Here is a 12,815-nt window from a genome sequence, read left to right on the forward strand (position 1 = left end):
TTAGATTAAAGTTTTTACATGTATATTGGGGTTTCTGTTGGGGTTGTGGGTGTTTCTGTTTTGTGTACTTTTTCTGCTAATTTTTTAAGGCGTGATTCGATTGCCTGGGCTTCTTCTAGTAATGGTTCTGTGTCCACTTCTAGGCCTAGCATTTTATTGAGGACTTCAACCACTTCTGCCGCTGCTCTTGGATCAGGGTATGGTGTTAATATCTCACCGAATAGGCAGGAAGCTGGTATGTTTTCTATGGCGCATCTTGTCAGTAATGTTCCTGAGATCCCGTTTATGTTCCCAAAGGGTAATATTGGTATGTCCAGTTTTCCAAGTCTTTTTAAGGCGTCTTTGCTGTTCGCTGCTCCTGCGACTAGGTGTGATTTTTGCCTTACGATGATGCTGTTAAATGTTATTAATTCTTTGCTGTTGTTCCTTTTCATCCATTTTACCATTGCATTGGTCATGTCATAGACTATGGATGATGGTAGGATGAAGTCTGAGAGGAAGAGTACTAGTCCTTCCCCTTCATATACTCTGAATGGGTGTATTGCAACACCCCTGTAGAGGACTGCTAAGGGTGGGAAGTATTTAGAGTCGATGTATCCTATTTCCCTCATTTTAAGCTCGTCTACTAGGAGCCATCCTACGATGTTACCTAACAGTCCCAAGCCTGGAGATCCTTCGAGGACTATGGCGTTTTCAATTTCTTCAGATACTATTGTGCATGATTCATTTTTTGTTTCGACTTTCATGGTGGGGCACCACCACCCCCGCCTATGTTTTTACCTGTGACGGGGTCTATATGGATTTCTCCGATGATTTTACCATCTTTTTCTATTGGCACTACATATACTGGTTCCCCGCCTATGCTGACGAGGCGTGGAGTTCCTGCTGTAGCGCCTTCTTCTTTTATGTATCCTTTAGCTATACTTTGCGCTTCTGATGGACTCACAGAATAACCTCCATTACCTCCAATATTATCTAAGCTACTGGATCCACCTGCACCTCCGCCTGCACCACCGGCACCACCGGCACCACCGGTACCGCTAGCACCACCACTCCCCGAAGATGATGGGGTGGTACTGTCTGGGTTCGTTACTTGCCATAGAATTTCAGGGTTGTTGCTTATCTGGTAACCTGCTGCGATTGCTCCAATGATTAAAACTATAGCCACCGAAATTATAATCTTGGAGTCTATCATCGATTCTCACCTTCTATTCATTGTTTTTTTTTAGCGTGAACCGCCCTCACACAAAGGACAGGGGCTTTTTTGAAGACTTTTTTAGCATGTGCCCTTTTATCTTCAATTGGGGGCTCACACCACCCCCCATCCTTATAGATTTAGGGGGCTGCCTTCATATACATCTACTATTATATTTTCAATAAACAAGGTATTTAAACTTAGCTACTTACTCATTCCCTTGAGTGTTCCTCCTTCTTGGAAGGTGAGTTCCGAAAGTAATAGTAATAATAATGTTGTCCATTAATATTTTTTTATGATTTTATTAATTTTTGTTAATTTTTTATTCTAGTATAAATATTTTTCACTTTTTCTTTAATTGAAAAACTTATAACTATTTAAAGATATTTATATAACTTGATGGTTTTTTTGAATTCTAAAAAGAAGAGGTGATACACTTGAGCGAAAGGATTGTTATATCGCCGACCAGCCGACAGGAAGGTCACGCAGAACTTGTCCTGGAAGTCGATGATGAAGGGATTGTGACAAAGGGCCGATACTTCAGTATTACTCCTGTGAGGGGTCTTGAAAAGATGCTACTTGGAAAGGCCCCTGAAACAGCGCCAGTATTCACGCAGAGAATCTGTGGAGTCTGCCCCATACCCCACACTTTAGCATCAACTGAAGCAGTGGAAGACTCACTTGACATCGAACCCCCAAAGGCCGCTAAACTGCTCCGAGAACTAACATTAGCCGCACACCACGTCAACAGTCACGCAATACACCAGTTCCTCATAGCACAAGACTTCGTCCCAGAAAACCTCATGAAAACAGCGATAGAATCAGTATCAGAGATAAGAAAAAACGCACAATATGTTGTGGACATGGTCGCAGGAGAAGGTATACACCCTTCCGATATCAGAATAGGGGGAATGGCTGACAACATAACAGAACTTGCAAGAAAAAGATTATACGCAAGACTAAAACAACTCAAACCCAAACTAAATGAACACGTAGAACTCATAATAAGCCTAGTCGAGGAAAAAGGACTCCCAGAAGGATTAGGAGCACACAACCAACCAACACTGGCAACACACCAATTATATGGTGACAGGACAAAATTCGACTTGGACAGATTCACGGAAGTTATGCCAGAAAGCTGGTATGACGATCCAGAGATAGGCAAAAGAGCTTGCTCAACAATACCACTATACGATGGAAGAAGCGTGGAAGTAGGGCCAAGAGCAAGACTCGTCGAATTCCAAGGCTTCAAAGAAAGAGGAGTTGTAGCACAACACGTCGCCAGAGCACTTGAAATGAAAACAGCACTCTCAAGGGCCATTGACATACTAGATGAACTCGACACTTCAGCACCCGTAATGACAGACTTCGACATAACCGGAACAGGCAAATTAGGTGTTGGTGCAATAGAAGCACCAAGAGGAATGGACGTCCACCTAGCCCAAGTAGCCGATGGTAAAATACAATTCTACAGTGCACTTGTCCCAACAACATGGAACATACCAACAATGGGACCCGCAACCGAAGGCTTCCATTACGACTATGCACCACATGTCATACGGGCATATGACCCATGTCTATCATGCGCAACCCACCTGATGGTTATCGACGACGAAGATAAAACTCCTATAAAAAGTGAAATGGTCAGGATCTAAGGATTATGCCATACGATGCTGAGATTTTAGTAGTGGGCTGTGGAAACATCCTATTCAAGGATGACGGTTTCGGCCCGGCGGTAATCAATGCACTTGAAGAACACTTCAAAGACAAGGAAAAACCAGACAATGTCATGTTCATCGACGCGGGTACTGGCGGTCCACATTATGTGTTCTCACTCCCCCAAGAATCTTGGAGGAAGATAATAGTCGTTGATGTAGTGGAATTCAACGCAGAACCAGGAACATTAAGGAAATTTAGTCTCGAAGAGATCCCAAAGGGATCCTATGAAAACATGCATTCATGGCCGGTTAACCAGCCCCTCCATGAACTCAGCGAAAAAATCGACGTGGTGGTAATAGGGTGTAAACCAAAGGAAATATCCGCCCCCTATGTGGAAATGGGCCTCACACCCCCAGTCGAGAAGGCCATTCCCAGGGCGGTTAAGATGATTTTAAACGAAATTGGGGTTTATCAATGAGCTTAATTGCCCGTATTAAAAGATTTTTAGGATTGGAGGCTAAACCTGAAAAGGAAAAAGAAAAGGTTGTTGAAGTTCCAAAAGAGGAGGTTGAAAAAGTGGCTGAAGAAGAAAAAGCAAAACCAAGAATAGGTTACATCCACCTAAGTGGGTGTACAGGAGATGCAATGTCGTTAACAGAAAATTACGACATCCTTGCAGATTTACTAACTGACATGGTGGAAATAGTCTATGGACATACACTGGTGGATGTATGGGAAATGCCTGAGATGGACCTTGCCCTAGTGGAAGGTTCTGTATGCTTGCAAGATGAACACAGCCTAAAAGAACTTAAGGAGGTAAGGGAAAAGGCCAAACTAGTATGTGCATTCGGATCATGTGCCGCGACAGGCTGTTTCACCAGATATGCCAGGGGAGGGCAGCAGGCACAACCAGCACACGAGTCTTTCGTACCCATATCGAGTGTAATAGATGTTGACTTGGCTTTACCAGGATGCCCACCATCACCTGAGATCATAGCCAAAGCAGTTGTGGCACTTCTAAACAATGACATGGATTACCTCAAACCTATGTTAGATCTTGCAGGTTATAACGAAGCTTGTGGATGCGACTTGCAAACCAAGGTAGTTAACCAGGGCCTCTGCATAGGCTGTGGTACATGTGCAATGGCCTGCCAGACCAGGGCCCTTGAAATGATAAACGGGAGACCAGAACTCAACAATGATCGTTGCATAAAATGTGGAATTTGCTATGTCCAATGCCCAAGGACCTGGTGGCCTGAAGAGCAGATAAGGAAGGAGTTAGGATTATAGGGAGGCTGTGAAGATGGTTTTAGGAAAATATAAAGAAGTATTTGCTGCCAGATCAACCGATAAAGAAATTTTGAAGATTGCACAGGACGGAGGAATCGTAACGGGATTACTATCATATGCTCTTGACGAAAAGATAATCGAAGGTGCGGTGGTGGCTGGTCCGGGAGACGAATTCTGGAAGCCAGAACCCATAGTTGCAATGACATCAGATGAGCTGAAAGCAGCTGCAGGTACCAAGTACACATTCTCACCAAACGTTTGGATGCTCAAAAAGGCTGTTAGGCAATACGGTATAGAAAAACTAGGTACAGTGGGTATACCCTGTCAGTTGATGGGTATAAGGAAGATGCAAACATATCCATTCGGTGTCAGGTTCCTCGCTGATAAGATAAAATTGCTCATCGGAATATTCTGTATGGAGAACTTCTCATATAGTTCACTGCAGACATTCATCTCAGAGAAAATGGGACTCAGCCTAGAACTAGTAGAGAAAATGGACATAGGTAAAGGAAAATTCTGGGTCTACACCCAAGATGATGTATACACCCTACCACTCAAGGAAACCCATGGATATGAACAGGCCGGTTGCAAATTATGCAATGATTATGTAGCTGAACTTGCTGATGTTTCAACAGGATCTGTAGGCACACCTGATGGATGGTCCACAGTATTCTTGAGAACAGATACGGGGGAGTCAATATTCAAGGACGCGCTTGAGGCGGGTTTATTCGAGACTAAACCTATAGAGGAAGTCAAACCCGGCCTTGGCATGCTTGAAAAATTAGCATCACAGAAAAAGGAAAAAGCAGAGAAGACAGTTGCTGAGAGAAAGGAGATGGGGTTACCAACACCCTATTAATTCCTCTCTTATTCTTTCTTTTTGGGAACACCTTTAGATACTTGATAGTCTTGGTATTATTCTCATTATATAGGGTAATATGATTATCAACAGTATTATGTAGATTATTCCTAGGATTATCCCTGCCATGGCTAGATATTTTCCTGTTAGCTCTTTTTCCTTGATTTCCTTAAGGGCTAGTATGCCGAATATTATTGCTAATATAGCTTTCTCAGCTCCCAAGAACTGTAGGAAAGCACATATTCCAATAGCTATGCTTGCAATTGCAAAACTACTCCTCATATCAGGTCACCTCCATCAATTTTTTTTGGCATCTTCAAATGCCTCAAACATTTCTTGGTTGTATGCGATAAAAATTATTTCTTTTATTGTGGATTGATCGAGGAAGTCTTTTATGGTCTCTATCATAGCTTGGGCTGCTTTGGTCTTTGGCACCCCACCGACGCCTGTGCCCATCCCAGGGAATGCTATTGATGAAATTTTAAGCTCAGACGCTTTTTTCAGGGCTGCGAGCGTCGCTTTCTTTATCGCTTTTATATTTGATGGTTGTGCAGGCTCTTCCATTGTAGGAGCGTGTATAACATACTTCGCCTTTAATTTCCCTGCAGTTGTCGCTATAGCCTCCCCTACTGGTATAGGGGCTTTTGAAATCGCTTCTTTTTCTATATCAGCGCCGCCTTTCTTTTTTATTGATAGAGCCACTCCTCCCCCCATTAAACCATGGGAATTGGCTGGATTAACTATCGCATCAACTTCGATATTGGTGATGTCACCTTTCTTTACTTGGATTTTTTTGTATTGCAAGCCCTTATCCGCTCCCTTTATTCATGTTGTGGGTTTTTTCTTGCCATCACTATTAATCCAAAACCTTTATTGCTATTGATGAATAGGTTATCGAATTTAAAAAGACGCTTTAATATGGGCGTGCTCATTTTTTTAATCCACAATGGTAAGTTATTCTTTGATTTTGGCATCTTATAATTCTTTTTTATTCCAGTTTTTATCGTTCTTTCTTTGATTTTTAAATAGGTTCCAAGAAGTAGTCTGACGAATGGAAAACCATAACATAATATTTTTGTTGGTTCTAAATTCGCACTTTTCATTTTTGCCTTGATTTCGTCCTTGGAATATCTTCTAAGATGACCGGCTAGCTCGTCTCTAATATTCCATAATTTCTCATTGTGAGGTACGCTGATCAGGAGAATCCCATCATCTTTTAGCCATGAGTTAATCAGTTTCAAAAGCTTTAAATCTTCATGTAGATGTTCCAGCACTTCAAAACAGATTATGAGATCATATTTTTTCTTAGGATCAAAATTTAATGCGTTGATATTATGTAGTTTGACCCGTGGATGATTGCCGACTTTCTCCCTGGTCATCTTGATGGAATGATCTGAGATATCAACAGCATCGACTTCATATCCCCTTTGAAGCAACTCTACTGTATAATATCCATAACCACAACCTAGATCTAATGCTTTTTTATCATTTACATTCTCAATTTCATCTAGAAGATCATCAATCAGATCTTTAAGGTAGGAGCCTAATGGTCCTTCCAATATCAATGTACCCCCCCAAAGAGAGAAAAAAGATTTCTTTATCATCCTAAATATTTAGGATGATAAAAAAACTTTCTTTTATGATATAAAAATTTTAAGTTCATTCATTGAGTGATTTTTAGGGACATGATCAAGGCTTATTCTGTTATAACCTGGCAGCTGTCTTTTTCAACGATTATTGTATGTTCTGCTTGCGATACCCATGCACCACTTTTTTCTCGGAGCACATGGTATGGGTAGATTGCTCTAGATTGTATTAGTAGTCTCATAGAAGCGTTAAGTCTCTTGGCATCGAAATGTTCTGCCAGCCACCTTTGGGCGAATGGTAAACTCTTGTATTCTTCTTTTATCTTCTTGAGGACCTTCCTTGCATGGACTAATCTGAGTGGTCTGTCCCTTAAAAATCTGAAGATATATGCTGGTGGCATGTCGGTCACATATCCAATGCCGTCGGTGGCGAAGGGTTCGATGGCGAGAACATCTCCTTCTCTGAGTTTATGCGTATTTTTCTCGTTAACATTGGGTACTGATAATCCGGAATGTAGTATCCATCTGTCCATACTATGGCCAGTAAGGTTAGTTACTGGTTTGAAACCGAAGTCGTTTATTGTATCTTGGATTATCTTACCTATCTTTCCAAGTTCTACACCAGCTTTTATAATACTTATGGCATTTTCAAGGGCGTTCTGGGATGCTTCTATCATTTTAAGGTTTTTCTCAAAAACTTCATTTTCTTGATCCCCTACGAGGATGGTTATGGCCGTGTCAGCTATATAACCATCTACATGCGCGCCCATATCTAATTTTACAAGGTCTCCATATCTTATCAGGGTTTTGTCATTGGCTGGGGAAGTGTAATGTGCTGTTATATCATTTATTGAAACATTACATGGGAATGCTGGTTTAGCCCCCTCTTTCCTAATATTATCCTCAACGAAATTTACAAGTTCTATAACCGGTAGATCTTCCCGCACGAGCTTGAAAACCTTCTTACGAATCTTTGACAGTATCTGTCCGGCTTTCTTGTACTTTTCCTCCATGATGATCACATGATTCCAATTTTAATAAACTTATATATATCATGTTCACTAAAAGAATATTAATATGTGAGGGAGTGGTATGGCTACAAGTAGTGTTATAATACCCCAGAATTTAATGATTTTAATTTTGGCTTTCATAGCATTTGCAGCTATAGTTATAATCGCCATGCAATGGAGGAAGGTCAGAGAAGTGCAGAATAATGTCCTATTGCTTGAGAAGGAGATAGAACTCAGGAAAATATCACTCGTTGAGAAAGATCTTGAATCTAAACGTTTAATGGAGACAACAATACCCCTTCCGAAGGAGCAGCAGGAGAAATTGGCGAAGATAAGAAAAGACACAAAAAACATAATGCAGAGAATAGGATACCTTCACAGTGAAATAAGTGAAAGATTGGCAAGATTGGAAGCCCAGACAGAATTCAAAAAACTCGAGGAAATGCTAAAGGACATTGAAAAAAAGGAAAAAGAGATGGATAAAATTTTAAAGAAAGCGGGTGATTAATATGAGCGCATTGGAACTGTTAGCTATACTCATACTCGCAGGGGCTATAATAGTCTTATTATATTACTATCTTATAGAATATGGGAATGTTAAAACCCGTCTAAAGTCCCGCTTTTATAATATGGGGGAGAAATTCGCAGAGGAGGAAGGTGGACGTATGAGCGTAAGCGAAAAGGTATCTGATGTGAGCGACAGGATAATCCACAAGGTAAGAGAAGTGCCCATCAGCACAGATATAATATCAAGCAAAATCGACGCTTTCCTAGAAGAGAAAAGCGACGAACTAATAAAAGACTGGGAATTAGCCACCAAAGACGATATAAAAGCCTTGCAAAGCAGACTAGACATAGTATCACGTAATATAAGTGAATTAGAACAGAGATTCAATGAATATAGGGGTTATACCAATAAAAAACTTGAGTCCATAGATAAAAGACTTAAAAGATTAGAAGATAAAATAAAGTGAACCACGCACTTATTATATTTTTTATAAGGATCACTACAAGAAATTGGAGCACACCGAGTAATCTCAAAAAAAAAAATAGATACCCTTAAATATCCCAATAAAAGTAAGTCAATTCTTGAAAATATATTTCCTAATCCCCCTGGGAAATGCTGAAATTTTCAATTTTACACCCCCCAGATCTGGGCTCCCAAGATAAACTTAATACTTTTTTCAGTGAAAAAAGTTGTTAAATGATCTACAAAAATCCGAAGAAAATATTATATGAGGGGGGAAAAATTTATATAATGTTATGACATAACCTACCATTTAGCGGGGTGGGGTAGTCTGGTGATCCCGCGGGGCTCATAACCCCGAGATCCCTAGTTCAAATCTAGGCCCCGCTATCCAACATTATTCTTCTGATGGAGTAAGCCGAAGGGCAGCTGCCGGTCCCCCACACTCATCGTGTGGTGGGGCTGAGGAAACTCCCCCCATCATACAGGAACCACGGTGCCGCAAGGCATCAGCCGAGAGGCTGGGCTCTGGAGCAGAAACGACACGTCCCCCAGATTGGATGATAATGAGGCCCCAACTCATTGAAGGGGTTGATTGACACTGGGGGGATCGGTGAAACGGCCAAACCCGTGGGATGCAAGGGCAAATGCTGCCGATGAGCACTGTACGAGGCAGAGGTAGCCCGCCTAGATGAATGCTGCCCGCGAACAGAAGGGGGGTTACTCTCGGCATGCTCCATCAATATATTATAGCATCTTTCATTCTCTGAAATAAACCCTTTTCTTTTTCGATTTCATCACCGCTAACCTTCGCAAATTCTCTTAAAAGTTCCTTTTGTCTCTTATTCAACTTTTGTGGCGTTACAACTCTCACTTTCACATATAAGTTGCCGCGGCCTTCCCAGTTGATATGTGGCATGCCATAACCTTTTATACGGAATGTGGTTCCGGTTTGGGTTCCGGCGGGTATTTTAAGTTTGACTGGTTTTTCCATGGTCGGGACTTCCACTATATCTCCTAGGGCTGCCTGGACAAAACTTATTGGCTTTTCGAGATAGAGGTTAGCCCCTTTCCTTTCAAATAATTTGTGTGGTTTTATTTTTATCGTCACGTAAAGGTCGCCTGGGGGCCCGCCCTAGGGCCCATTTCACCTTCTCCCGGGATCCTTAACCTTGAACCGTCCTCGACCCCCGGGGGTATTCTTATATGGATTGTGCTCGTCTTTTTCACCATTCCTGTGCCGTTACAGTTGTTGCATGGTTTTTCAATGATTCTACCTTCCCCATCGCAATCTGGGCATGTTGTTATATTCATTATTTGGCCAAGTAAGGTCCTTTGTACTTGTCTTACTTGTCCTGTGCCGTTACAGGTGGGGCATGTTCTTGTGTTGCTGCCGGGTTCTGCCTTCAACCCATCACAGACAGGACATTTTCTTGTATGTGGGACTTTTATATCGGTTTCCAAGCCGGTGTACGCATCCTCTAGTGTTATTTCGAGTTTGTAGTTTATGTCGGCTCCTCGTTGGGGGCCTTTTCTTCTTCTGCCAAAATTGAAGATGTCAAATATGCTGCTGAAATCAAAGTCTAGGTCTTTGAATATGTCTTCGAAGTTTATGTTCCTGAATATGTCTTCTTGTGTGAACCCTTCCATGCCAGCGTGCCCAAATTGGTCATATCTTCGCCTTTTTTCATCATCGGATAATACAGCGTAGGCTTCGCTGATCTCTTTAAACTTTTCAGCAGCATTTGGATCATCGCTAACGTCTGGATGATATTTTCTAGCCAGTCTCCTGTAGGCTCTTTTTATATCTTTTTTGCTGGCGTTCCTATCAACGCCTAGGATTTCATAATAATCCTTTTTTGGCATAAGTTCACCAAGAAAATGTGGGGGTAGGTTAATCTTTTACTTCGTAGTCTGCGTCGATTGTATCATCTGAATCTTTGCTTTCTTGTTGTACTTGTTGGTAGATTGTTGCGCCTATCTCTTGAATGGCTTTTGTGAGTTCTTCTGTCTTTGATTTTATTTTGGTTATGTCATCTCCTTTAAGCTCGTCCTTTAGTTCCTTGATTAATTTTTCGATATTTTCTTTCTTGTCGGATGGTATTTTCTCTGATAACTCATTTAGGGTTTTTTCTGCTGTGTATATCATGGAGTCTGCATTGTTTCTGATTTCAACTTCTTTTTGCCTTTTACGGTCTTCTTCGGCATACTTTTTGGCTTCTTCGATCTTCTTTTTTATTTCTTCTTCTGAGAGTTTATGTGGTGCTGTTATTTTCATGGCTTGTTCCTTTCCTGTTCCAAGATCCTTTGCTGACACGTTTAGTATGCCGTTGGCGTCAATGTCAAATGTTACTTCTATCTGTGGCACTCCCCTGGGTGCGGGTGGTATGCCTACTAGTTGGAATCTGCCCAGGCTTATATTGTCCTTTGCCATTGGCCTTTCGCCTTGTAGTACGTGTATGTCGACTGCTGTTTGGTTGTCGGCTGCAGTTGTGAATATTTGGCTCTTTCGTGTGGGTATTGTTGTGTTTCTTTCGATTAGTTTGGTGAATATACCCCCTTGTGTTTCGATGCCAAGGGATAATGGTGTCACGTCTAATAGTACAATATCTTTTATTTCCCCTGCGAGTACGCCGCCTTGTATGGCAGCTCCCATTGCCACGCATTCCATTGGGTCGATTCCACGTTCAACTGGTTTGCCCATGAAGTCTTCGACGAATTTTTGGACGATCGGCATCCTTGTGGGCCCACCTACTAATATTATCTTGTCAATGTCTTCTTTACCCATTTTAGCATCTTTTAGAGCTTGTTCCATTGGTCCTGCGCACTTTTGGACGATTGGATCTACTAGTTCTTCCAGTTTTGCCCTTGTTAGTGTGTGTATGAGGTGTTTGGGGCCGCTTGAATCTGCTGTTATATATGGTAGGTTTATTTCGGTTTGTACTGTTGATGATAGTTCTATCTTGGCTTTTTCAGCGGCTTCTCTCAGTCTTTGGACGGCGTTGTCGTCTTCCATTATGTCTATTCCTGTTTCTTTTTTGAATTCGTCTGCTAGGTAATTCATGATAGCGTTGTCCATGTCTGTTCCGCCGAGTTGTGTGTCTCCACTTGTGGATTGTACTTCGAAGACGCCTCCTCCGAATTCCATTATTGTTACGTCTAGTGTTCCTCCTCCGAAGTCGAATACCATTATGCCGAGTTCTTCATCCTCTTTGTCTAAGCCGTAGGCTAAGCTTGCGGCTGTTGGTTCATTAACTAGTCTAACAACGTCTAGTCCCGCGATTTTGCCGGCATCTTTTGTTGCGGTTCTTTGGTTGTCATTGAAGTAGGCTGGTACTGTTATAACTGCTTTTTCCACTTTTTCTCCTAGGAATGCTTCCGCGTCTTTTTTTATTTTCTGTAGTATGAATGCTGATATTTCTTGTGGTGTGAATTCTTTGTCTTGGATTTTTATTTTCCTGTTGGTGCCCATGCTTCTTTTTATGGCTGTGATGGTGTTTTCTGGGTTTGTTACTGCTTGTCTTCTGGCTGGTTCTCCTACTAGCATTTGTCCGTCTTCTGTGAATGCGACTATACTTGGGAATGTTTTACCATATAGTGATGCGCCTTCTGCACTTGGTATTATTGTGGGTTTACCTCCTATGAGTACTGCTGCGGCAGAGTTGCTTGTCCCAAGGTCTATTCCTATGATTTTTTCCTTTTTCGCCACTTAATCACCCCGTTAGTCTTTTTTACATACTTTTACTAAGGATGGTTTTATTATCTTGTCTTTTAACATGTACCCTCTTGATATTTCTTCGATTATTTCACCGTTTTTGTATTTTTCATTTTTTTCTATTTGGATGGCTTCGTGTTTGAATGGGTCGAATTTTTCTCCTGTAGTGGGTATTCTTTGTAGGCCCTCTTTTTCTAGGATATTGTTGAATTTTCTGTAGATGAGATTTAGACCATCTTCGAAGTCCTTGGGGCTGTTGCAGTTGGCTATGGCCCGTTCCATGTCCTCTAGCACGTCTACTAGTTTTAGTATGAGTTTTTCATTGGCGTATTCTATTATCTGGGTTTCTTGTTTTTCTCTTTGTTTTTTATAGTTTTCGAAGTCGGCTTGTAATCTTTGCAGGTGTGAAATGTATTCTTCTATCTCATCTTCCTTCTTTGATAACTCTTTTTGGAGTTCTTTCAATTTTCTTGTGCATTTTTCAAGTTCTTTTTTGGATTTTTCCTTTTTTGGTTTTGCCATTGGGTCACCCTA

At 41.4% G+C, this 12,815-nt stretch carries 14 protein-coding genes, 1 tRNA gene, 1 other RNA gene and 1 pseudogene; 8 read left to right on the plus strand and 9 right to left on the minus strand.

Going from position 1 to position 12,815, the window contains the following annotated elements:
• Positions 1-14: 14 nt before the first annotated feature.
• Both ACZ5XX_RS02970 and ACZ5XX_RS02975 read right to left on the minus strand, forming a co-directional pair.
• Positions 15-746 (minus strand): proteasome assembly chaperone family protein, encoded by a 732-nt coding sequence (locus ACZ5XX_RS02970; protein WP_464585476.1) that lies wholly within the window; start codon positions 744-746, stop codon positions 15-17.
• Entirely contained in the window at positions 743-1,195 is a 453-nt protein-coding gene (locus ACZ5XX_RS02975; RefSeq protein ID WP_464585478.1) for a PepSY domain-containing protein, read from the minus strand. The genes ACZ5XX_RS02970 and ACZ5XX_RS02975 overlap by 4 nt, the downstream gene beginning before the upstream one ends.
• Before the next feature lie 437 nt (positions 1,196-1,632).
• Between ACZ5XX_RS02975 and frhA the strand changes: the two genes are divergently transcribed.
• Genes frhA through frhB form a run of 4 tightly spaced genes read left to right on the plus strand, consistent with a single transcriptional unit; the run spans position 1,633 to position 5,003 of the window.
• Positions 1,633-2,850 carry a coenzyme F420 hydrogenase subunit alpha gene (frhA, locus tag ACZ5XX_RS02980; RefSeq protein ID WP_464585480.1) on the plus strand — a complete coding sequence of 406 codons (1,218 nt, stop codon included), beginning with the start codon at positions 1,633-1,635 and terminating at the stop codon, positions 2,848-2,850.
• 5 nt (positions 2,851-2,855) lie between these two features.
• On the plus strand, positions 2,856-3,332 hold the full coding sequence (gene frhD / locus ACZ5XX_RS02985) for a coenzyme F420-reducing hydrogenase, FrhD protein (RefSeq protein WP_464585482.1): 477 nt from the start codon (positions 2,856-2,858) through the stop codon (positions 3,330-3,332).
• Positions 3,329-4,144 (plus strand): coenzyme F420 hydrogenase subunit gamma, encoded by an 816-nt coding sequence (gene frhG, locus ACZ5XX_RS02990; protein WP_464585486.1) that lies wholly within the window; start codon positions 3,329-3,331, stop codon positions 4,142-4,144. The genes frhD and frhG overlap by 4 nt, the downstream gene beginning before the upstream one ends.
• A 13-nt stretch (positions 4,145-4,157) precedes the next feature.
• Positions 4,158-5,003 carry a coenzyme F420 hydrogenase subunit beta gene (gene frhB / locus ACZ5XX_RS02995; protein WP_464586176.1) on the plus strand — a complete coding sequence of 282 codons (846 nt, stop codon included), beginning with the start codon at positions 4,158-4,160 and terminating at the stop codon, positions 5,001-5,003.
• Positions 5,004-5,036: 33 nt separating this feature from the next.
• Here frhB and ACZ5XX_RS03000 read toward each other — a convergent pair whose 3' ends face one another.
• From ACZ5XX_RS03000 to map, 4 genes are all read right to left on the minus strand, one after another.
• Positions 5,037-5,285 (minus strand): DUF4190 domain-containing protein, encoded by a 249-nt coding sequence (locus tag ACZ5XX_RS03000; RefSeq protein WP_464585488.1) that lies wholly within the window; start codon positions 5,283-5,285, stop codon positions 5,037-5,039.
• Positions 5,286-5,300: 15 nt separating this feature from the next.
• The gene (locus tag ACZ5XX_RS03005) at positions 5,301-5,807 is read right to left on the minus strand and encodes a macro domain-containing protein (protein ID WP_464585490.1); all 507 of its coding nucleotides are present in this window, start codon (positions 5,805-5,807) and stop codon (positions 5,301-5,303) included.
• Between the two features lie 17 nt (positions 5,808-5,824).
• Positions 5,825-6,568: a class I SAM-dependent methyltransferase gene (locus ACZ5XX_RS03010; protein WP_464585493.1), complete on the minus strand. Its 744-nt coding sequence runs from the start codon at positions 6,566-6,568 to the stop codon at positions 5,825-5,827.
• Between the two features lie 131 nt (positions 6,569-6,699).
• Positions 6,700-7,602 (minus strand): type II methionyl aminopeptidase, encoded by a 903-nt coding sequence (gene map / locus ACZ5XX_RS03015; RefSeq protein WP_464586179.1) that lies wholly within the window; start codon positions 7,600-7,602, stop codon positions 6,700-6,702.
• A 79-nt stretch (positions 7,603-7,681) separates the two neighbouring features.
• Here map and ACZ5XX_RS03020 point away from each other — a divergent pair, with 79 nt between their 5' ends.
• The 4 genes from ACZ5XX_RS03020 (at position 7,682) to rnpB (ending at position 9,301) form a co-directional block, all read left to right on the plus strand.
• The gene (locus tag ACZ5XX_RS03020) at positions 7,682-8,107 is read left to right on the plus strand and encodes a hypothetical protein (protein WP_464585495.1); all 426 of its coding nucleotides are present in this window, start codon (positions 7,682-7,684) and stop codon (positions 8,105-8,107) included.
• A gap of 1 nt (position 8,108) precedes the next feature.
• Positions 8,109-8,573 (plus strand): hypothetical protein, encoded by a 465-nt coding sequence (locus ACZ5XX_RS03025; protein ID WP_464585498.1) that lies wholly within the window; start codon positions 8,109-8,111, stop codon positions 8,571-8,573.
• Between the two features lie 308 nt (positions 8,574-8,881).
• Positions 8,882-8,956, plus strand: a tRNA-Met gene (locus ACZ5XX_RS03030).
• Positions 8,957-8,979: 23 nt separating this feature from the next.
• Positions 8,980-9,301: RNase P RNA component (gene rnpB / locus ACZ5XX_RS03035), an RNA gene on the plus strand.
• Between the two features lie 4 nt (positions 9,302-9,305).
• On the opposite strand, the pseudogene dnaJ reads toward rnpB, so the two are convergent.
• The 3 genes and pseudogenes from dnaJ to ACZ5XX_RS03050 all read right to left on the minus strand — a co-directional run bounded on the left by dnaJ (position 9,306) and on the right by ACZ5XX_RS03050 (position 12,803).
• Positions 9,306-10,432, minus strand: a pseudogene (gene dnaJ / locus ACZ5XX_RS03040) (molecular chaperone DnaJ).
• A 28-nt stretch (positions 10,433-10,460) separates the two neighbouring features.
• Positions 10,461-12,275, minus strand: coding sequence for a molecular chaperone DnaK (gene dnaK, locus ACZ5XX_RS03045; protein ID WP_464585501.1), 1,815 nt, complete (start codon positions 12,273-12,275; stop codon positions 10,461-10,463).
• Positions 12,276-12,287: 12 nt separating this feature from the next.
• Positions 12,288-12,803 (minus strand): nucleotide exchange factor GrpE, encoded by a 516-nt coding sequence (locus ACZ5XX_RS03050; protein ID WP_464585503.1) that lies wholly within the window; start codon positions 12,801-12,803, stop codon positions 12,288-12,290.
• Positions 12,804-12,815 lie beyond the last annotated feature (12 nt).

This window comes from Methanothermobacter crinale, from assembly GCF_055397825.1.